The sequence below is a fragment of the Psychrobacter sp. LV10R520-6 genome, from assembly GCF_900182925.1.
Lineage (GTDB): Bacteria > Pseudomonadota > Gammaproteobacteria > Pseudomonadales > Moraxellaceae > Psychrobacter.
In genome coordinates, this window is record NZ_LT900024.1 from 2,218,199 (window position 1) to 2,239,081 (window position 20,883).

The window sequence follows — 20,883 nt, forward strand, 5'->3', positions numbered from 1 at the left end:
ATTAATGAGGTGCTCTTCTTTTTTCAATACCTTTCGAAGTTGAGAGTGGGGTTAACTATCCTAAAAATTACTACAATCAAGACCATTAAAGACGTTCTAAAAAATGGTCTTGTTTTGTAAATTACCAAATAATTAAATTACCAAACAATAGATATTAACGTTCTAGGTTTTGGATGGGCGCGTTTTGGTCATGCGCGTTTTGGATACGATAGTACCATTCAAGCTGTCGGTCGAACCCAGTTTGTAGCAAGCTTGCAAGTACCTTCCCTGTCAAACCCCAAACGGTCTCACCATCAATCTGCCAACTGGGGGTTAATAAGGTCACCATCTGCTCTTGTAAAGCGTCTTGCATATTATATTTTATAGAATATTCTACGGTAGGTTGAGTGATTAAGGTCTCAAAATCTGCCCAAAAAATACGCGATATCTCCCCAAGCTCAGGCACTAATATGAGATCCGGTGCAATCAATGCCACAATTGGACGCACACTCATGCCGCTTTTTGAGGTTTGGATAGGTAGCTGGCCGAGTAGCTGAACTTTATTGGGTGGGAGCGCGGTCTCCTCAAGGGCCTCACGTAAGGCGGTGAACACATTATTGCCATCCCCTTCTTCATATTTGCCACCAGCACAGGATACCTCGCCGGCATGACTGTTTAAGTGCACGGCGCGCCGAGTCAGTAGCAGTTTAGGACGTGGCTCATTGGTAATAGCCACTAATACTGAGGCATCAGCAATCGGTGTCTGATATAAGCTATCTAAAATACGTGCGCTGTGGGAAACCTCATCAAAGTTGCCTAAGTTATCAAGGTTGGAAACGAGTGGGGATTTTATTGCGTCCAACAGTAATTCATTCTGCATCCGTTCAGCCAACTGCCTAAGCATTGGCTGATGAATATAAGACGGCAATGCGACTTTCAATTGGTCAAAATGTTCAAAGTGCCATGGTCTTGTCATTATAATTATCCTATATTTTGGTCGGTGCTAATTTTCTCAGTACTAAACATCAGTGTTAAACAACAGTGCTGAAAGTTACCCATACAATAAAAACATCAATATAAAAATTAACAACAGAGAAAGACAGTTATCGTCAAGCAAATATATAGTCATGCTCGGTGGCGTAAAATGGCACTTCTGATTCACACCAACCTTAATAGGCGCTATCGCATTGGTAGTGGCCTTAATTTATAATGATGTCGGCAGAGGGCGGCACTATCCTAGGTATAAGTGATGTTGTGAGTAATCTCGCTAAAACCTACATTTTTTTATCATAACCTAGGTTAGCTCAATCTAGCCGTGGCTGCATGTTCTTTATGTGACTGCTTATTACTTGATAGCGTCGCTAGTTGTTATTAAATAGAGTGGCTACTTAATGACAGTTTTATACTAAAACGATTATATGGCTAGCATTTTCTAAACCCACTAACGTGTATTTTGTTGCTAATAAATGACGTGTTCATGTTATCAGTGCTTAGTCCTGCGCAAATTTATGCTATCTTAAAGTACTTATTTTAAGGTATATGTATTTTTGAGATGGTCTTACATCTCACGTTTTTTATAACGCCATACTTTCCGATAAAATATAAACTAGTGTTTAAAAGTAAAATCTATAAAAGTAACACCCTGAAAAAATTATACTTTCCATAACATCTACATAGCTTCTATTTATTTATTCCTTCTCACTAAACGAGGCAGTTGATATGCGCTATTGCTTAGAATGCGGTCACGAAGCTGAACGTAAAATTCCAGCTACTGATAATATGCCGCGCTTGGTATGCCCAAATTGTAATTATATTCATTATGAAAATCCAAAAGTGATTTGTGGCTCATTAGTAGTATATAAGGATAGAGTCTTATTGTGCCGTCGCGCCATTGAGCCACAGTATGGCTTGTGGACAGTGCCAGCGGGCTTTATGGAAAACGGCGAAACTATCGCTGAAGGTGCCGCGCGGGAGAGCTTTGAAGAGGCTGACGCCGTCGTCATCAATCCAAATTTATACTGCATTTATGACATTCCCGATATTGGGCAAATTTATGTCATTTATTTGACGGATCTGAAAGATGGTACTTATGGTATAGGGTCTGAAAGTCTTGATTGCGCCTTGTTTAGTGAAGAAGATATCCCGTGGGATAAAATTGCCTTTGAAGCGGTACGACGTACGCTGACCAGTTATTTTGCCGATCGTAAACGGTTCGATAGTCATGATAAGTTCCCGATTCATCAAGATCAGATTAATAAAGATAAAAGCATTAAGCGCTATTAAGCTGAGCGGTAAACACAAAAAAGCCAGGCATCACGCCTGGCTTTTTTTGCATTATAAACGGTCTTGCTGTTTATAATGCTTAGCTGACAAGTCTTTAAATACTTAGCTTTTGACTTTACACACCGCAAAGCCAAGATTCTTGACCGTATCTTCTTTGTCATAAGGCGCCAGCACAGCACGCACATGTGACTGACCTTGCAAGTATTGCTTGGTCACTCGCTGTAAGTCATCAACAGTGACCGCTAAAATTGCGGCACGCATTTTGCGCTGCCATGTTGCGCCGCGATGATGCAAGTTCGTAAAGCAGGCTTTGATTGCCTCGCCAGCAGGAGAGCCCGGTTTATCCATACCTGAGATAATCCCTAAGATAGCTTCCTCTAACTGCTCATCAGTTTGGGGCTCATTAAGTAGCCATTCAATACTGGCATCAAAATGCTCAAAGGTCTCAGCGCAATGCGGGTCACGGTAGCTAAAGAACTTAAAGGCACAAGCATTGGCATCGTAGCCGGCTCCGCCACCATAAGCACCACCGCGCTCACGGATTGCACTATGTAGATAGCCGTTGCGTAAATAAGGCGCTAGCACCATCAGCGGTGCCGTGTCAGGATGATCAGCAGCAGGAACCGTATAAGCACTGGCATTATGATAGACGTTGGTCGCAACCAGCCAGGCTAAATCTTCAACCTCAATCGTTGCCCCGCTTTCAATAGCTTTAGTGGCACTTTCTTCACCGTTTAAGGCTGGATTTAACGTTAAATCAGCAAACTCACTAGGAATGTTAGATTCGGTAGTGATGACTTTTTCAGCCAGCTCTGGTGTACGGCTGTCTTTCCAACTATCAACAATCAAATCACTCAAGCGCTCGGTTTGCTCCGCTTCACAGATAATAACTGCATGTTTCGGCAAGCTGATCAGACGTTGATGCAAGTCCATTAGACTGGTCGCCAATTGGTCCCACAGCGCATCATCAGTACTAGCATGAGTCAAAAAGTCTTTGAGCGCGTTTAATGCGGGTAAGCCGCTACGCACATATTCTAGCTGCGATTGGCGACTCATACCACGACTGGCGGTTTGCATGGCATAAGCATGCCCTGAACCAGCAAGATTTGATTGCCATCCTGACTGACGCTGCTGCAATATCTCTTTGATACGGTCATGCTCAGTAAAGACGCTATGCTCCATCACTTCTTTGACTAAGTCGATAGCTTCAGGTTTACGATTGAGCGCGCGCGTTGCGACCACAAAATAGCTGCTGATTGCTTGGCTGTCATCAATATTGGTACGTTGGCTGACACGTGCGGTCACACCAGATGAATGAGCCGCTTGCTTGGCCTGCAATTCGTGCGCGCTTAAAGAGTCCGTACCCAGCTCAGACAACAAGCTCAAATAGATAGGCAATAGCGGATGATTAATGACGTCATTAGCTGGCAGATCATTGGTACTTGTATCACCAATTGCGTCAGTTAATGGCACAACCACTTGATAATAATATAGGCCATTGGTACCCGCTTCGTATTCAAATAGCGTGCTGTCTTGACCACTTAGGCGTACTTGTTTTTGTGATCCTTGCTTAAAGCTAATATCAGTAGGCACATCTTCTAAACCGACTTTTGGCAATAAGCTGACATCATCAGGGGCCGTTTGGCGCGCTGCTAAATCAAGTGCTTGCTTATGCAAGATGTCTTTATCATCAGCGGTCATGTCCATCGCAATGGTATCGAGACGGGTCTGTTCGGCAGCAACCAAACGCGCTGATTTTTCACTATCAGGCGTTAGGGTCACACGCACACGGTGGTTGTTATCCAGCAGATGAATTTTGATTAAGTTGGGCAGCCACTGCGGGTCTTTTACCTGCTCACGTAGCCATACGAGATGCTCGTCGACTTCCCAAATATCAATAGGATTGCCATCATGAATCGCGGTACTGAAGCCCTCTAACATCAAGTTAAGACCATAAGGAATACTATCACCGCCGATATGACGTTGGTCAATCTCGATTTGATGCAAAATGGTCTCAATGGTCTCGTCAGCAATTGGGTTACTGGCAACCTCAGCGAGCAAGTCCATAATGCCCTGCTCTACAGCCTCAGCATGTTCAGGCTCTGAGCCGCGCAGACCCGTATAAAACACCATTTCGTAATGGCTGTCATCAAGACCTAGCAACGGACTTGGCGCTTTCCCCAATGGATGGCTGTCTAGATAGGCACGTAATGGCGAGCCTGAATGCTCAATCAATACGCCTTCTAGTAGACGCAGGGCAAGACGCTGCTTAGGATCGGTAATAGTCGGTAATAACCAAGCAATTACATGATGGGTTTGATCCGGACCTTCCTCATCAGCGGTATAGGTATCAGTCGCACTAATCGGTGCAGACAAACGTTGCTCTGGACGCGACACGTGCTTTTTACCGGTCTCAAAACGCGTGAGCGCATCGTCATGTATCTTCGCTTGGGTCTCTGCTACCGGAATATTACCGAAGCTCATAATGACACTGTTGGACGGGTGATAATGGCTTTTCTGAAACGCTACCAGCTCAGTATGAGTCAAATCAGGGATATCTGCAGGGTCACCGCCTGAATTATAATGATAGGTAGTCGTTGGGAATACATGATGAGCAACCGCATGATACAGCTGATCAATCTCGCCACTCATCGCGCCTTTCATCTCGTTAAAGACAATGCCCTTAAATTGCGGCTTATCATCAGCGTCCAACTCAACACGAATGCCTTCTTGAGCGAAATCCAGCGGATGAATATTAGGGAAAAATGACGCATCAAGATAAACGGCCAATAAGTTAAAGTAGTCGTTCTTATTTTGGGTCGCATACGGGAACGCGGTCCAATCAGCGGCAGTCATCGCATTCATAAAGGTATTAAGTGAGCGCTTGATCATCGAAAAGAACGGATCACGTACCGGAAACTTCTCAGAACCGCACAGTGCCACGTGCTCTAAAATATGAGCTTCACCTTTTGAATCCATTGGCTGAGTACGAAAACCTACCAAAAAGGCATTTTCATCACTCGGTTGCGCCAAGTGATAATGCATTGCGCCGGTTTTGACATGCTGACTGATCAGCACATCCATCGATAGCGCCTCAATATGGCGATGCTCAATCAGCTCAAATGCGGGGTGCAACGTTAAATCAGCAGTAAATGGCGTGTCAGTCATAGTTGTCCTTACAGATTGCCCTTAATATAAGGGTAATTAATAAATAAATAGCAGAAATTATGCTTATAAAATCAGTTGTTTTATAACAAAAATAGTGAAGAAACCTTGCGGATGGCCTTCGTATTCAATGGCATGTTCAGTGAATTAAAAAACTTGCCTAACGGTGATAGATGGGGCTAGCATTCTGATAAGTCAAGGTAACAGGTTCTGAATTTAACCCCTTTAAAGTTCCTAATTACTATAAATAAGGCGATACTTCTTATAGATAAAGAGATAGCAGGTACGGACACTTGGTATCTTAACAAAGCCTATCCGTAATGTTACTATGAAGTAATACACTATCAAGAGTACCTTATGAGTTATAAACATATTCTATTGGTTACTGACTTATTGTCCGATGCTGATGTGGTCGCTCAAAAAGCCAAATATATCGTTGCCAATAGTCCTGAATCTCAGAAGCTATCAATACTGCACATCGTCGAAGACGACATGGTTCGTTTTGGCTATGAGCTGGTTCCCGCTTCTAGTCTTTCCGGTGAGACCGATGGTGAAATCTGGCAAGAAGCACGGGCAAATCTGGCGCAATTTATTGAGCGTAATGAGCTACAGGCGGTCAACTCAGAGGTTACTGCTGCCATCTCTAACAGTAAAGGTATCATTAACTACTGCCATAAGAACGATGTTGATCTACTAATCATTGGGCGCCATGAACGTCATGGCATCGCAGCATGGTTAGTTGGGGCAACAGCAGATGATATTTTGCCGAATGTGCCTTGTGATAGCCTAGTCGTCAAGATCGACACACCGGTACCAAAATAAGATTGGCGTCACTACAAATTCGATCAAAAAACTGCTAAAAAATGCATCGTATCTCTCTACGGTGCATTTTTTATAAACCACATAGAACTTACAAAAACTGCTGGTAGATGAGATTAAGGTAATGAGAAGCCAATGGGGCTCACGAAAGTTAAAGGCCGACATAGAGGGGAGATACCAAAGCTATTGCAGTTATCAAAGATAATGCGCATTTAACAAAGCCAACTTAACAGCAGGCGTTAGTAGTGCTATAGTTAAGACTACCTGCTACGAGGAATGCCTCATGAGTTACCAACATATTTTACTAGTCACCGACTTATTATCCGATGCCGATGTGGTGGCACAAAAAGCCAAACGTATCGTCGATAACCGTCCTAACTCCAAATTATCGGTACTACATATTGTCAAAGATACGATGGTTGGCTTTGGCTATGAGCTAGTGCCCGCCTCCAGCCTATATGATGAGATTGATGATGAACGCTGCCAAGAAGCACGGGCAAAACTCGCGCAATTCTTGGATCGGAATCAATTAAACGCGGTAAATTCTGAAGTAACCACCGCTATCTCTAGCAGTGAAGGCATCGTTAATTATTGTGAAAAGAATAACGTCGACCTTTTAGTTATCGGACGCCATGAGCGCCATGGTATCGCCGCGTGGCTCAGTGGTGCGACTGCAGATAATATCTTACCTAATGTTCCTTGCGATAGCTTAGTAGTAAAGCTCGATAAGCCAGTGTCAAAACGCAATTAAGGTCATTGTTAATTTATTAAGTAAATTAAAGTATTAGAACAGCGCAGTGTAGAGAAAATTCTATGCTGCGCTTTTTTACTTTTGATATTAAGACTGACGACATAACGGATATAAATTAGAGCTGAACTATAAGCTTTAAACATCAGGCTTTAAACGTCCTGAATAATATCGATAAAGGTCTGCCAAATCGGACTTTGATGACGTGCCTTATGCCAGACTAGCCACCACGTGCGGGTCAAATCTATCCCTACTACTTTTATCTGCACCAACTTATCGCTGGCTAATTCTGCTTGGATAACATGCTGCGATAGACAGCCCAGCCCAATATCAGCACTGACCATATGCTTAATCGCCTCCGACTGCTGAATTGCCATGATGACTTCGGCATCGGGCATGTGTTGTAATAATTGTTCATCGATAATTTGCCGTGTCCCCGAACCGGCCTCACGTACTAACAAAGGTAGCTTTGCCAACTGCGCAGTGGTTAGCCGATAGCAGTTATCATCATTGTCATACGCTGCGATATCTATTAGCCATTTACTATCACGTTTGGCAAATACCATCAAAGTATCGGTTCGCCATGAGCGCTGCTCAATAACCTTAGTATCCGATGGGCGCGGCATGCCCTCCACCAGTGCAATATCAATATTTAACTGCTCAACCTCACTGACCACTTCTTGGGTATTGGCAATATACATATCAACGTTCGAATCAGGGAGCACGGCGTATAGCTTGGCCAACAATGGCGGCAATACATAATTACCTATGGTAGTGCTGGCTCCGATATGAATTTGCTCGGCATGATGCTTATGGTAATGCTCAAGTGTTAATGACTGCCCCAAGATTGCCTGTGCTTGGATATAGACCGGATGAGCATTCGCATGTTGGTTGAGTCTGCGTCCGACCCGCTCAAACAAAGGCATTTGCAATCGAGATTCTAACTCGGTTAAGGCACTACTGACCGCAGATTGCGATAAATGCAGCTCCTCACTCGCACGGCTAGTGCTACCCGTTTGGTAAATACTAACAAATACCGCCAGCTGCTTCAGGGTAATCTTCGGTAAGGTTTGAATTGGCTTTTTCATTATTGTCTGCCCCCTCTCGCTACTAAAATTTCTGCAATTATCTTCATCTATTAACTCGAATACATCATTTTAAACATATTAACCTAAAAAATCGATATTTTATATCTTATTAATCTGTTTTTATTATAGAATAGCCTGCTTTATAATGTCTACTCATAAGCTTATTCTAATTCCGATTATGGAATAATTTATATAAGCGATGATTATTGGCTTGGTTTGCATATCAATTTATATTGTCGCTGCCCTGCCAGTCGACAGCCGAACAGACGCGTTAATAGGATCGTTAGTAATGAATGCCTTTACCCAATCAGTCGCCAGCTATCTTCCGAAAGGTCGCCATCTTGCAGGGCTTATCGTCGTGCTCATCGGTAGCTTATTTTGCTTATGGCTGAATACCGGCTTGGACACATGGACCAATGGACGCATCGTTGGGCTATCGTCATTAACGTTAGCTATTTTGGTTGGTATGGTGCTGGGCAACACTATTTACCCAAGGGTCGCCGAGCGCTTAAATGAAGGCGTTAACTTTGCTAAAGGTCAGATTTTACGTTTGGCAATTATGTTTTACGGCTTTAAACTGACCTTTACTCAAGTCGCTAGCGTTGGACTGCCTGCCGTTATGAGTGATGCGTTGGTGCTGACCTCGACGTTTCTATTAACCTACTGGTTGGGCACTAAATGGCTAAAAGTTGATAAGCAAACCACTTTACTAATTGGCTCAGGGGCAAGTATTTGCGGCGCGGCAGCGGTCATTGCAGCGGAACCAGTGGTCAAAGCAGAAGCGCATAAAGTCACTATCGCGGTGGCAACGGTAGTGGTATTCGGTACTATCGCTATGCTGCTCTATCCATTTTTATATCATCTCGGCTGGTTGCAACCCTGGCTCAGCGCCCAAGATTACGGCGTTTATACGGGCTCAACTATTCATGAAGTCGCTCAAGTCGTAGTAGCCGGTAATACGATTAGTCCTGAAGTTGGCGATACGGCGGTCGTGACCAAAATGATTCGGGTCATGATGCTTGCGCCGTTCTTACTTATTTTGTCTTTTGCCTTGACCAAAGGCAGCAGCGAGAATGGTGAAAAACCGTCATTTATGAACCGTGTCCAGCAAGTCAAAGTACCTTGGTTTGCCTTTATTTTTATTCTTATCGTACTACTACACACTTGGTTAGATATGTCTGAAGGCTTAGAGAACGCCATGGTAATGTTAGATAACCTTCTTTTGAGTATGGCCATGTTTGCCTTAGGCTTAACCACCCATCTGAGTGCCATCAAACAAGCGGGAGTAAAACCTCTCATCCTAGGCGCGATCATGTTTGGCTGGTTAATCATTGGTGGCGGTCTGATTAATATTGGTATTAGCTTTCTATAATTGGTTTTATTTCTAAAGCTTTGGCAACATCATCAGTACTTTGATAGCGCTAACTAAAAAAACGCCTACGTCTATTTCAGTGATAACGTAGGCGTTTTGCTGTAACCCATTATTGATCTTAAATTTAGTATTCAAACGTAAAACTCAGTATTCAAACTCAAACTACAGACGAAAAAAAACGAACCCGAAAGTCCGTTTTTTGTGCATTATGTTGTCATCAGTTACTTGTTGTAGTAAGCGATAACCACATTTTGCTAATTATACAGCAACGATGTTATGTGCTTGTGGGCCTTTTTGGCCTTGAGTTACAGTGAACTCAACTTCTTGGCCTTCAGCTAAGGTTTTGAAACCTGAGCCAGTGATTTCGCTGTAATGAGCAAAAACGTCAGCGCCGCTTTCTGGAGCGATGAAACCAAAGCCTTTAGCTTCGTTGAACCATTTAACTGTACCTTTCATAGTATCTGACATATCTATAATCCTAATTTTTAATCTAAAAATGGTCTAATGACCGGTAACGCTTGCAAATAGCTACTGAACGATAAATATTAAAACGAAGGATTATAACTAATACTACGAGGTAATGATTTGGTGCAGAACTGCTCTTAAGCTTGAACGTATTATAAGCGCCTTTTCGCATTAGCGCAAGCATTATCTGGTATTTTACGTGAAAACATACAAATATGTCGCTATTTTCATCCTTTTTGCTCAGTTTTACGTCTTATACCGCAGACGACCTATAGGTTTGTTGATCAGACTAAGCATTAGGTAATCGGAACAAATAAATGGCCACGCTGCTACATATGACCGCCACTATCCATGCCATCCACAGCATATCAGCTGGCAGGCGATAAAATAACATAGTCGTCGATAACGCCATCATGATACTCGCCAGCCACTTGGCGTAATGTGGCACCGCATGATTCGCTTCCCAATCACGGACAAACTTACCAAAATACCGATGGTTAATCAGCCAAAAGTGAAAACGTCGTGAACTACGCGCCCAGCAGCCTGCTGCCAATAATACAAACGGTGCAGTCGGCATCACTGGCAGTAACACGCCAATAATTCCTAATACAAAAAATATCCAACCAAGCGTCAAAAACGTCCAACGCACTGTAGGGCTAGCGGACTGGTTGGTGTTAGGACGGTAATAAAACGCGCGTTTCTTTTCAGGCATGTCAGTCATGTCAGTCGTGGGTTCAGTAGTAAAAGTAATGTCGATGGGTGATAAATATCAGGTAGCAATAGTTACTTATGTAAGTGATTCAGCATGCAGTAATTGATAAGGCCGTTCAAGACTGGTTTTGAGTCGTTTTGCTATTGATACGTATGATTGTTTAGCAATTGAGTAAACGCAACCTCACACGAGGCAGCTGATAAAACAGTTTTTTAATAAGCTTAGTTAAACGAAAAAACCGCTCACAGTGTGGGCTGGAGCAGTTTTTTGTAGCAAAAATAAAGCGGTTATAAATACATATTATAATAACGAAAACACGAAAACAATAAAAGATAAAAAGTAACTGAGCATTATGACGATAACGTACTTTTCATTCATCTGTTTGTCGTTGACCTCACGTTTTCCTAGGGTAATACCAAGCTTTTCAAGAGATACCCCAAAAAAATAAACGGCCAACGAAAATAATATAACTTGGAAAAGAATAGCAAGGAAACTATTGATATCAGGAAATAAAACACTAATCTTAAAAACTAACAAGAGTAAAAAGGCAATTAAACCTGATATAGAGCCATGAAAAAATATAATATCATGCCAAGTTGCATTAGTTTTATGGAAACTGGTTTCGATATCAAAGCTACTAGGCATGGATTCTCTAGTAATAGCATCTCTTCTAAGCACGCCCCTATGTACATTTATCTTGCTTACCGTAATGACAAGTACAGAAGATGTAAGAATAACCCACAAGAAAACGTATAGATTTAAGATGATGGTTGCTCCATGATTCGATGAAAGAACGGCTCGAATATACTACCTATATTATCGCCCTGCATACTGACAAAATTCAATGCTTGAGTTCTAATTTGAGTAGACTCAGACGTCACAAATATAAGGGCTTACCTGTCTTATCAATCCAAATTTTTTGTTGATAAAAGAGTGCTTTTTGGATGCTTTTACTGTAGTGCTGCTATTGCTTGTTGTAAGAGCTACTACTGCATTCCTCAACTTGTTTGTGACAGTTGTCTGTATAGTCTAACTGATACAAAGCTATTAATCTGTACCTCTATTGGACTTTTACTTCTGAATTTCAATATTATTGGTGCCGCATCATCACAATTAGCCTGACTCAACAGTGAGCATTGCTCGATAATAAGATAATTAATGGTCATTCTATGCCAGTTAAAATATTTAAGAAAGAGTCCTTTGTTTATTGCTATAAAAAATCCGCTCACGTTAGTATCCGGAACGGCTTTCTTTTGTGCAAATAGCTAACTTAACTTGATAAGTTTAATATGAATTAAATATTCCTCATGCCATTTTTCTTAAGGATAACTCTGCCAATAATTCGCAATTACCTTTGGGAAGCAATATTCTCTTGGCATCACGGTGATGGCTATCGGAACCAGTACAGATTTGGACACTCCGCCAATACCGTCACACGTTGCCGTCTCAGGAACGTCGTAATGGACAATTCGCACGGTGTTTTCGGGACAAAGGTCTGAGCAGTGAAATTCTTCTATCACTTTCGTGCCATTATGGACACCAATCACGAGATTGGACTGCCCTTCTACTGGTTTGCGATTGTCTTGTTGGGCAATACTAATTAGCTGCGCATCAGATAGCGTGTTTTCGTTGGTTGGCAATGAGACACAAGCTACTAAGCTGATTATAAGTGGGCTTAGGGTAAACACTTTAGTCTTTGAAGTCATTGGCGTTGTGTCCCTTACTATTTAGTGCAAATCAGCTGATATCTATTTCTATCGGACTTTGACAGGTAAATTTCAGTGCGATTGATGCAGTGTTGTCAATATTGAGTTAGCTTAAAGGTAAGCGTTGTCCAACGGTGAGAAGGGTCATGGTTTTTCTATACACAGTTAAGATTCTTAATAGATACTAGCTTAGTTACTGGTATAAAAAATCGCGTGTAGCATAGGCTAGAACGGTTTTCTTTTTAACTGTGATAATAGCAATTCACCAATATTCAGGCTTTAAAATTGGCTTTTTGGATGTTGGGATTTTATCAGGTAACTGACTGTTCGCTAACTCTTCATCAGTAATATAAGAACGTGTCCAGTCCGCGTATTTGCTTAGTTTTTGATTTGGTGGACGTCTGCTATTAGCACGTATAGGGATGACAATACCTATAATAATAGTGTCGCCCATATCTTCTCTCAATGCTTTTAGCGCTGGCTCTAAATCTGTGTCATTTGAGACAAATACTATTTGCTCGGCTTCGCTCTTCAACGCGTCTCTATAAGCGGTCAATGTAATGTTTACATCAGTTTGCTTTTCTTCTAACCGCCAAACTTCAACCCTATCGTTTTTGTCAGGTGGAGTTTTATACTTTAATAGATTCCCTTTTTCCAAGGCATAATATCCCTTTATAATCTCTATTCTTTCAGGATGCATTTTTAATAATGCTCTATGGTAAGATTGCTGAGCTTTCTGTGCCAATAGTCCTTGCGTAGATATCCTAGATTTGATATCTGCTGTAAAAAAGTACACTTTATCTACAATAGACTCTGGATTTTGTTGGTGAATGATATGAGTCGCAAACAAATGATATATATCTATCCATTTGTCATCACTATGCTTCAAACATCCATAGAACAGGTTATAGCCGTCGATATACACTCTCGTTCTCAAATTCACCGCCTAATTATTGTTTCAAAAATGAAAAAACCGCTACAGCATAATACTGTAACGGTTTTTTCGCCCTAGGCAAACTAAAAACTTAATTTTAGATACTAAGGGTGAGTTGTAAGTTAATTATAGGCATACCTATAATATATTGCAAGTGCCCATAATATAACTTTACTTATTTCTGCTAACCTTAGTTAATTCAAACAATACTTTTTCCTCCAAAAATACTCTATCCCAAATCTTGCTTCATGAGAATTACAATCGTAAACGGTTTGGCATAGTGTACATTGACATTCATAGTAGGCTTCAAAGTAAGGACGATACTGGATCGTTTGCAATATTTTCATCAGTCCCAAGTTTTCTTCTCGCTGCGGATCTAATTTGAGGTAACGATATTTTGAACATCGACAAGAACCACGCGCAATCCCTTTTAAGAAAGAGTTTAATTTATCAATGTCGCCTAAAATGTATTGTCTTACATCGTCTTTTTTCCATTGCTAAGTTTCTAATAATATTTGAAACTTAGCTATATTGTCTGCTAATACATTAAGTATTCTCATGTCAGAAATATTCATAATCTCAAAGGTATTTACCTCATTTGGAATAATCGACTATTTATCAAATGTTCTATTCTCGACCGACTTGATGATTTCATCAGTTTTCATATTGGACCCTATGAAATCTAGACTTACCTCTATTTTTAAAACCTATAGATTCTTCAACTCTTCCATCTGCGCCGTCATCGCAACCAACTGCCCTTCAATCTCAGTCAATTTCGCCTTCTCAGCTTCTACTACTTCCACAGGCGCTTTACTGACAAAGCCTTCATTACCCAGTTTACGCGAGATACCTTCGGCTTGCTTTTGCAACTTTTCGTGCGCCTTACCGAGACGCGTTAGCTCAGCAGTCGGATCAATTAATCCTTTCATCGGTACCAGGACGCGCAGCTGTCCAACCATACTTGATGACGATAATGGCACCTCATCGCCTTCTTTTAGAATGGTTAAGCTTTCCACTTTTGCCAATGCTTTGAACTGATTGGCGATACGCGATAGACGCTCGTCCTCAGCTAGCGAGATATTTTGTAGTAGTACTGGCAGACGTACCGCGTTGCCCAGTTTCATCTCGCCACGAATATTACGCACGCTAGCAATCAACTGTTGTAGCCACTCCATATCCGCTTCAATTTGCTCACTGATTTGCGCGTCATTCACTTCTGGATAAGTAGCGATAACGATACTGTCAGTATTTTTACGATCTAGTAGCGGCGCAATAGTCTGCCAAATCTGCTCAGTCAAATACGGCATGATTGGATGAGTAAAGCGTAGCGCGGTCTCAAGCACATGTAATAGCACGTAGCGAATTTGCGCTTTGCGTTCTTCCGATACCGAGTCGTCATTGAGGCTGGCCTTAGCAAGCTCGACATACCAGTCACAGTATTCATTCCAGATAAACTCATAAATGTCTTTGCTGACCATATCGAAGCGATACTGAGTAAAATGCTGACGAATATCTTTGATGCTAGAGTTTAGACGACTGATAATCCAGCGTTCAGGCAACTCCCAAACATCAGGCTTGGCCGTTTGGTCGATAGGTAGCGCATTACCTTGCCCTTCTTCAGAACTATCGACACAGTTCATGAGTACAAAGCGGCTGGCGTTCCAGATTTTATTACAGAAGTTGCGATAGCCTTCCACCCGTTTTAGATCAAAGTTGATATCGCGACCCGTACTGGCAAGCGAGGTAAAGGTAAAGCGCAGCGCGTCAGTACCATAGGCTGGGATGCCATCAGGGAACTCTTTACGGGTTTGTTTTTCGATTTTAGCCGCGTCTTTGGGATTCATCATATTGCTGGTGCGTTTGTCCACCAGTGCTTCAAGCTCAATACCATCGATAAGGTCGATAGGATCAAGCACGTTACCTTTTGATTTAGACATTTTCTGACCGTTACCATCACGTACTAGGCCATGCACGTAGACGGTCTTAAACGGAACTTGTGGGGTGCCATCTTTGTTCTTGATGAAATGCATGGTCATCATAATCATGCGAGCGACCCAGAAGAAAACGATGTCAAATCCAGTAACCAATACGCTGGTTGGGTGGAAGGTGTCCATCACTCGTGGATCAGCGCTGTCATCTGACCAGCCTAAAGTGCTGAACGTCCATAGACCAGAGCTAAACCAAGTATCGAGCACGTCATCATCTTGACGCAGGTTCACGCTGTCAGCGAGTTGGTATTTGCTGCGCACTTCAGCTTCATCACGCGCGACGTAGATACTACCTTCGTCGTCGTACCAGGCTGGGATACGATGTCCCCACCACAATTGACGGCTGATACACCAGTCTTGTATATTGCGCATCCACGCCATGTATTCGTTTTTATACTGGGAAGGGACGAACTCAATGTGACCGTCTTCTACGGCGTCAATTGCAGGCTTAGCCAGCTTTTCAACCGCCACATACCATTGATCTGTCAACCACGGCTCAACAATCTCGCCACCTCGTTCGGCACGCGGCGCTTTTAGTGCATAGTCTTCAATTGCTTCTAGCCAGCCCTCGGTTTTGGCTTGCTCAACCAACTGCTTACGGGCCGCAAAACGTTCCACGCCAGCATAAGTAACACTTATATGGTCGCTTGGGGTGGTCTCTAAGCTTGGCTCACGTGTCTGCAAGTTTGGATAAATTTCCATCTCTGGTAAAATATGCGCATGTCCATCAAAGATATTGATCAACGGTAAGTCATGACGACGGCCAAGCTCATAGTCGTTAAAGTCATGGGCTGGGGTAATTTTTACGCAACCCGTTCCAAAATCTTTTTCAACATAATCATCGGTAACGATAGGTACGACGCGACCCGTAATTGGCAAGGTAATGGTCTTGCCAACTAAATGCTCGTAACGCTCGTCTTTTGGATTGACCGCGACCGCGGTATCACCGAGTAAAGTTTCAGGACGGGTAGTCGCAACGACTAGATAATTTTTGCCGTCTTGAGTTTGCAAGTCTTTATCAGTGAAGTAATAGCGGAAATGCCATAGCGAGCCTTTTTCGTCATGGTTTTCGACTTCTAAATCGGATAGCGCGGTTTGGAATTTAGGGTCCCAATTCACCAAACGTTTACCACGATAAATTAAGCCATCGTCAAACAGGCGTACAAACACCTCTTTTACGGTATTTGATAGACCATCGTCCATGGTGAAGCGCTCACGCGACCAATCGACCGAGCTGCCCAAACGGCGAATTTGACGCGTGATATTGCCACCCGACTCTTCTTTCCATTCCCAAACCTTATCGATGAAATCTTCGCGGCGCATATCACGGCGTTTAATGCCTTCTGATTCCAGACGGCGCTCGACGACCATTTGGGTGGCGATACCAGCATGATCGGTGCCCGGTTGCCATAAGGTATTGTCACCATCCATCCGGTGAAAGCGAGTCAGTGCATCCATAATTGCATTGTTAAAACCATGCCCCATGTGCAAGCTGCCAGTGACGTTAGGTGGTGGTAGCGCGATAGAGAACGACTCGTCACGGTCAAAGGTTGGCTGAAAATAGCCACTCTCTTCCCAACCTTGATACATGCCCGCCTCGACTTCCGCAGGGTTATAAGCGTGCTCGAGTTGGCTTAAGGCAGCTTGGATAGATGGGGTAAGGCTGGTCTTAGTATTAGCATTGCTCATAATAAAATGGTCTTATTGTTGATAATGAATGTGGGCAAAAAATGGATGTAAAAAGTAGGCAAAATAGTTGATAGAATGATTTTAACGCAGATGGCAGGATTTTGTTAGATGGCAAGGTGATTTAGGGGTAGAGATTGGGTGAATACTTTTAATTGGCCCTGTAATTTAGTTAAACGCACTTCATTAAACAATTAACAATACCAATTTGTTTGGCTCTCAATATAATAGGTTATAGCCATACTCTAAAATAGGCACTCTGTGTACCTCTTGAAATTATCACCTTACAAACAGCGAGCTACCCTTGTCAAAAAATAATGAGTCAAAAAACAAATCTCAAGCGCCCGAATCAATAGAGGATCGCAGCACAACTGTTTTTTCCAGCAACGACAACGAGAAAGAAAATAATGACATCCATGCCACCGAAGAATTAGATGATGACGATTTTTCGGAAGTTGTCAGTGACGAGGATAAAAAAACCATCAAAGAAGTCGCAGGCGATGATAATCTCAGTGCATCCAAAAGCTACGCCAGCATCTTGGTCGAGCAATTCATGGATGCCAAAGAAACCTTTAACCGCTCGCTCGGTTCGTTATTTACCAGCGCTTTTACCGCAGGACTTGAGATTGGTATTAGCTTGTTTATGATTTTAACGGCATTTGCACTGCTCAACGACGTGCTACCCAATCAATACGCCATCGTTTTAGCATCACTGCTCTATCCACTAGGCTTTATCATCGTGGTCATTGGTCAGTCGTTGCTGTTCACGGAGCAAACCTCCCTTTTAAGTTTACCCGTCCTCAATAAAATCGAACCCGTCAGTAAGCTGCTGCGCCTGTGGAGTATTGTCATTGCCGGTAATATCGTCGGCGGCTGTCTGTTTGCAGCGCTGATGATTGGCTTAGGTATTAATATGAAGTTGTTCAGCGTTGCAGATGTTGATGCTTATGCACAGCATGTTTTGGGCTATGAATGGTGGGTGATATTCGGTAGCTCAATCTTAGCGGGCTGGCTGATGGGGATAGCGGCGTGGCTAGTGACTTCGGCGCGCGATACTATTAGCCGTATTGTGCTGATATCAATGATGACGGGTAGTATTGGATTTTTGGGATTACATCACAGTATCGTGGGCAATATTGAGGTATTTTCTGCCTTGCTGTATGGCAATACGGTCAGCTTGATAGTTTATTTATGGTTTTTGGTGGTGGTGCTGGTGGGCAATACGATTGGAGGGGTGGTGTTTGTGGCGGTACTTAAAAATCGAACCTTTTTGTTTGAAATTAAAAAGGTTAAACAACAAACCAAGGAGGATAAGAATGATAAAACAACGTGAATAAATGCTCGCTAGCGTTAATGCGTGGCTTTTAATTACGTGGCTTTTAATTACGTGGCTTTTAATTACGTGATATTTACTTTACGTGACAGTTAATTAATGCAAAAGACATTTATGCAAAAGGGCGTGATATCAGAGGTGCTTTAGCAAACATTAAAGATGTATACCATAACAAACGCCGAGATGATGCGTTTATTATGGAATGACGTTTATGCTTGATCAGTGTTTAGCGCGCGCGTGCTGCCAAAATACCACTCTCTGCTTGAGCTTTCTTGCTCTTGGCGCTGAATATTCTTACCAAAATACCGGCCGTTAAGAACATGACTAAAGTATAAATAGCGGGCGTCATCGACATGTCATAGTTAGACAACAACGTCAATGCCATAAATACGGACAACGTGCTGTTTTGCAGACCGACTTCCATAGTGATTGAGGTTCTTTGTGCCAAGTTTAAGCCGAACCATTTACTGCTGTAATAACCAAGCGCCATGGTTGAGACGTTTAGGATTAACGACACAGGTCCGGTCTCGATAAAGGCATCAACGATAATATCTCTTTGAACATAGCTTAAAAAGACTACTAACATAGCTAAAAATATAACACCAAATCTAGACACTAGTACTTGCGAGCTGTCGGCTACTCTTGGCGCAAAACGTTTGATCACCATACCAATACTAATAGGAACGATGGTAATCACTACTAATGAAACCATTGTCTTTACAATAGGTAACTGAAATTCGCTACCTGTGCCCATAAAGTGAATCAATGAAAAGCTCAGAACAATAGGAATAGTAAAGACGGTTATAACACTAGCAATCGCCGTCATAGTCACTGATAGCGCGACATCGCCTTTGGCTAAATAGGTAAACAGGTTTGAGGTGGTGCCACCAGGACAAAGCACCAATAACATGACACCTACTGCATATTCGGGTCGTAGTGGCATGAAGTTTGCCAGTGCAAAACCAATAAGCGGTAACATGATCAACTGATTGGTTAACCCAATGCCAACCGCTTTGGGGTATTTTAAGACCCGTTTAAAGCCGTTTACAACGAGGGACAGTCCCATGCCCATCATAATTAAAAATAGACAAATGGGAATAATTATTGAATTTACTAAGGTGACTAACTGAACACTTTCCATAACTACGTCCATGTAGATAGGACCCGTCTACGGGTCAATAAATAAAATATTAGTTAAAGTACGTAACTAAGATTTTAATTTGAGTACTCATTTGTAACTTATAGTAAAATTATTGGTCCTACAAATGTTTTTCGTGGGCTCTATAGTTTTTACCAAACGATAGAGAACAATAGCTCGAGATATGGAAGTATTAGTTTGCGTAATTGCTCCACTCAATCGGCAGTCAAACTTGAGTTTTTATTATTAAGTGGCGGCAAAAAAACTTGAGGCTTAGCACTAGGTAGATTTTAGTGCTGACAGGTTTGTTGATATGGTTATTTAGTCGATTCAAAATAAAAGAGACTGTGCGATATTAAGCTGAATAACGCTCGTAAGTACCGTTACGAATGTTGCGCGATGTCTAAAGCGCTACTTGGAATTTTCAGTACTTATGACCGCCGTACCGTAAGCGATGGCTTCTACCATACTGCCCAGTTGATTGATATTGCTGACCTCTAAACGTAGACCATAGATGTGATTGTAGCCTTTGGCCTGCGCTTGGGCACGCATTCGTACTAACGCTTCACGGCGTGCGCGATCCAATAAGGTTTCATAAGTGGTCAGGTTTTTGCCAAATAAGCTTAACGCTTTTGCAATCACCATCTTAAAATAATCTTGGGCGATGACCACACTTCCAAGCACCATCTCGCTATCACTATTAACAGCAAGCTGAGGCTGATAAAAGCGTTCACTTGAAACTAGGATATGACCTAATTCTTGTTCTGAGATAACTAATTGCGCTAAATGCTGACGCTCATGGCGCGCCCCAAAAAACCAACCGACCACAAATAATATAATAAGTGGTGCGTAGTTGAATAGCATTTGGGTAATGGAATCGTTCATGGCGTGTCTCTTATCATGACAAACTTAAAAGCTTAGCCAAAAGGATTAAAACGTGGCAAGTCTGCAGCAGGCGTTTGGCTATGATCAGGCTGGTTTTGACTTGATTGATTGGCCGTGCCACTTGGCGGTTGATTATAAGGCGATTGTGGTTGGTTTGATGATTGTGCCATCGGAATTGCCTTGACCGCCGTCCCATATACAAACAGCTCAGAGGCACCTTGAGCAATACTAGAAGTCGAAAACCGTAAGCCAATGACCGCATCAGCTCCTAATGCTTCAGCCTTTAGCACCATACGGTCTATCGCTTCTTGCCGCGATTCCTCTAATAGCTCAGTATAAGCGGTCAGCTCACCACCAACGATATTTTTGAGACCGGCAAATAAGTCCTTACCGACGTGCTTTGAGCGCACCGTACTACCGTAAACCACGTCTAAGCGCTCAGTGATCTGATAGTTGGGCAAGTGCTCAAGATTGGATAGTTGCACAGTCATGGTATTACCTTATAGGAATGATAGGCGGTGTTTATAAACAACATTGCCCTTTGGCATTATTGGCGCTAAGCACTATTATTCGAACTAATCA

General features: G+C 42.4%; 16 protein-coding genes. 5 read left to right on the forward strand and 11 right to left on the reverse strand.

The window, feature by feature from the left end:
• Nucleotides 1–154: 154 nt before the first annotated feature.
• The gene (locus U1P77_RS09205; RefSeq protein ID WP_321154724.1) at nt 155–955 is read right to left on the reverse strand and encodes an NUDIX hydrolase; all 801 of its coding nucleotides are present in this window, start codon (nt 953–955) and stop codon (nt 155–157) included.
• 743 nt (nt 956–1,698) lie between these two features.
• Here U1P77_RS09205 and U1P77_RS09210 point away from each other — a divergent pair.
• A complete protein-coding gene (locus tag U1P77_RS09210) occupies nt 1,699–2,262 on the forward strand; it encodes an NUDIX hydrolase (RefSeq protein ID WP_321154725.1) in 564 nt (187 codons plus the stop codon).
• Between the two features lie 102 nt (nt 2,263–2,364).
• Here U1P77_RS09210 and U1P77_RS09215 read toward each other — a convergent pair whose 3' ends face one another.
• Nucleotides 2,365–5,430, reverse strand: coding sequence for an insulinase family protein (locus tag U1P77_RS09215; RefSeq protein WP_321154726.1), 3,066 nt, complete (start codon nt 5,428–5,430; stop codon nt 2,365–2,367).
• Nucleotides 5,431–5,784: 354 nt separating this feature from the next.
• On the opposite strand from U1P77_RS09215, the gene U1P77_RS09220 reads away from it, so the two are divergent.
• Nucleotides 5,785–6,249 (forward strand): universal stress protein, encoded by a 465-nt coding sequence (locus tag U1P77_RS09220; RefSeq protein ID WP_321154727.1) that lies wholly within the window; start codon nt 5,785–5,787, stop codon nt 6,247–6,249.
• Nucleotides 6,250–6,529: 280 nt separating this feature from the next.
• Complete coding sequence (locus tag U1P77_RS09225) at nt 6,530–6,997, forward strand: universal stress protein (protein WP_321154728.1); 468 nt, start codon at nt 6,530–6,532, stop codon at nt 6,995–6,997.
• A 149-nt stretch (nt 6,998–7,146) separates the two neighbouring features.
• Here the strand turns inward: U1P77_RS09225 and U1P77_RS09230 are convergent, their stop codons facing one another.
• Complete coding sequence (locus U1P77_RS09230) at nt 7,147–8,082, reverse strand: LysR substrate-binding domain-containing protein (protein ID WP_321154729.1); 936 nt, start codon at nt 8,080–8,082, stop codon at nt 7,147–7,149.
• Nucleotides 8,083–8,371: 289 nt separating this feature from the next.
• Between U1P77_RS09230 and U1P77_RS09235 the strand changes: the two genes are divergently transcribed.
• Nucleotides 8,372–9,454 carry a YeiH family protein gene (locus U1P77_RS09235; protein WP_321154730.1) on the forward strand — a complete coding sequence of 361 codons (1,083 nt, stop codon included), beginning with the start codon at nt 8,372–8,374 and terminating at the stop codon, nt 9,452–9,454.
• 258 nt (nt 9,455–9,712) lie between these two features.
• Here U1P77_RS09235 and U1P77_RS09240 read toward each other — a convergent pair whose 3' ends face one another.
• From U1P77_RS09240 to U1P77_RS09260, 5 genes are all read right to left on the reverse strand, one after another.
• The gene (locus U1P77_RS09240) at nt 9,713–9,922 is read right to left on the reverse strand and encodes a cold-shock protein (RefSeq protein ID WP_320157741.1); all 210 of its coding nucleotides are present in this window, start codon (nt 9,920–9,922) and stop codon (nt 9,713–9,715) included.
• 286 nt (nt 9,923–10,208) lie between these two features.
• On the reverse strand, nt 10,209–10,640 hold the full coding sequence (locus tag U1P77_RS09245; RefSeq protein WP_321154731.1) for a YbaN family protein: 432 nt from the start codon (nt 10,638–10,640) through the stop codon (nt 10,209–10,211).
• 1,310 nt (nt 10,641–11,950) lie between these two features.
• Complete coding sequence (locus tag U1P77_RS09250; RefSeq protein ID WP_321154732.1) at nt 11,951–12,337, reverse strand: hypothetical protein; 387 nt, start codon at nt 12,335–12,337, stop codon at nt 11,951–11,953.
• A gap of 262 nt (nt 12,338–12,599) precedes the next feature.
• Nucleotides 12,600–13,226, reverse strand: a complete 627-nt coding sequence (locus U1P77_RS09255) for an NYN domain-containing protein (RefSeq protein ID WP_414479007.1) — start codon at nt 13,224–13,226, stop codon at nt 12,600–12,602.
• 752 nt (nt 13,227–13,978) lie between these two features.
• On the reverse strand, nt 13,979–16,948 hold the full coding sequence (locus U1P77_RS09260; RefSeq protein WP_321154734.1) for a valine--tRNA ligase: 2,970 nt from the start codon (nt 16,946–16,948) through the stop codon (nt 13,979–13,981).
• A 301-nt stretch (nt 16,949–17,249) separates the two neighbouring features.
• Here U1P77_RS09260 and U1P77_RS09265 point away from each other — a divergent pair, with 301 nt between their 5' ends.
• Complete coding sequence (locus U1P77_RS09265) at nt 17,250–18,278, forward strand: formate/nitrite transporter family protein (protein ID WP_321154735.1); 1,029 nt, start codon at nt 17,250–17,252, stop codon at nt 18,276–18,278.
• A 226-nt stretch (nt 18,279–18,504) separates the two neighbouring features.
• On the opposite strand, the gene U1P77_RS09270 is transcribed toward U1P77_RS09265, so the two are convergent.
• The 3 genes from U1P77_RS09270 to U1P77_RS09280 all read right to left on the reverse strand — a co-directional run bounded on the left by U1P77_RS09270 (nt 18,505) and on the right by U1P77_RS09280 (nt 20,792).
• Nucleotides 18,505–19,419, reverse strand: a complete 915-nt coding sequence (locus U1P77_RS09270; protein WP_321154736.1) for a bile acid:sodium symporter family protein — start codon at nt 19,417–19,419, stop codon at nt 18,505–18,507.
• 408 nt (nt 19,420–19,827) lie between these two features.
• Complete coding sequence (locus tag U1P77_RS09275; protein ID WP_321154737.1) at nt 19,828–20,301, reverse strand: YbjQ family protein; 474 nt, start codon at nt 20,299–20,301, stop codon at nt 19,828–19,830.
• A 32-nt stretch (nt 20,302–20,333) separates the two neighbouring features.
• A complete protein-coding gene (locus U1P77_RS09280) occupies nt 20,334–20,792 on the reverse strand; it encodes a YbjQ family protein (protein ID WP_201556626.1) in 459 nt (152 codons plus the stop codon).
• Nucleotides 20,793–20,883: the final 91 nt, after the last annotated feature.

Excerpts from the sequence above, each read along its gene's own strand:
- U1P77_RS09230 (WP_321154729.1), bottom strand. The coding sequence starts at position 8,082 with ATGAAAAAGCCAATTCAAACCTTACCGAAGATTACCCTGAAGCAGCTG.
- U1P77_RS09235 (WP_321154730.1), top strand. The coding sequence starts at position 8,372 with ATGAATGCCTTTACCCAATCAGTCGCCAGCTATCTTCCGAAAGGTCGC.
- U1P77_RS09225 (WP_321154728.1), top strand. The coding sequence starts at position 6,530 with ATGAGTTACCAACATATTTTACTAGTCACCGACTTATTATCCGATGCC.
- U1P77_RS09275 (WP_321154737.1), bottom strand. The coding sequence starts at position 20,301 with ATGAACGATTCCATTACCCAAATGCTATTCAACTACGCACCACTTATT.
- U1P77_RS09260 (WP_321154734.1), bottom strand. The coding sequence starts at position 16,948 with ATGAGCAATGCTAATACTAAGACCAGCCTTACCCCATCTATCCAAGCT.
- U1P77_RS09240 (WP_320157741.1), bottom strand. The coding sequence starts at position 9,922 with ATGTCAGATACTATGAAAGGTACAGTTAAATGGTTCAACGAAGCTAAA.
- U1P77_RS09270 (WP_321154736.1), bottom strand. The coding sequence starts at position 19,419 with ATGGAAAGTGTTCAGTTAGTCACCTTAGTAAATTCAATAATTATTCCC.
- U1P77_RS09205 (WP_321154724.1), bottom strand. The coding sequence starts at position 955 with ATGACAAGACCATGGCACTTTGAACATTTTGACCAATTGAAAGTCGCA.
- U1P77_RS09245 (WP_321154731.1), bottom strand. The coding sequence starts at position 10,640 with ATGACTGACATGCCTGAAAAGAAACGCGCGTTTTATTACCGTCCTAAC.
- U1P77_RS09215 (WP_321154726.1), bottom strand. The coding sequence starts at position 5,430 with ATGACTGACACGCCATTTACTGCTGATTTAACGTTGCACCCCGCATTT.
- U1P77_RS09250 (WP_321154732.1), bottom strand. The coding sequence starts at position 12,337 with ATGACTTCAAAGACTAAAGTGTTTACCCTAAGCCCACTTATAATCAGC.
- U1P77_RS09280 (WP_201556626.1), bottom strand. The coding sequence starts at position 20,792 with ATGACTGTGCAACTATCCAATCTTGAGCACTTGCCCAACTATCAGATC.
- U1P77_RS09220 (WP_321154727.1), top strand. The coding sequence starts at position 5,785 with ATGAGTTATAAACATATTCTATTGGTTACTGACTTATTGTCCGATGCT.
- U1P77_RS09210 (WP_321154725.1), top strand. The coding sequence starts at position 1,699 with ATGCGCTATTGCTTAGAATGCGGTCACGAAGCTGAACGTAAAATTCCA.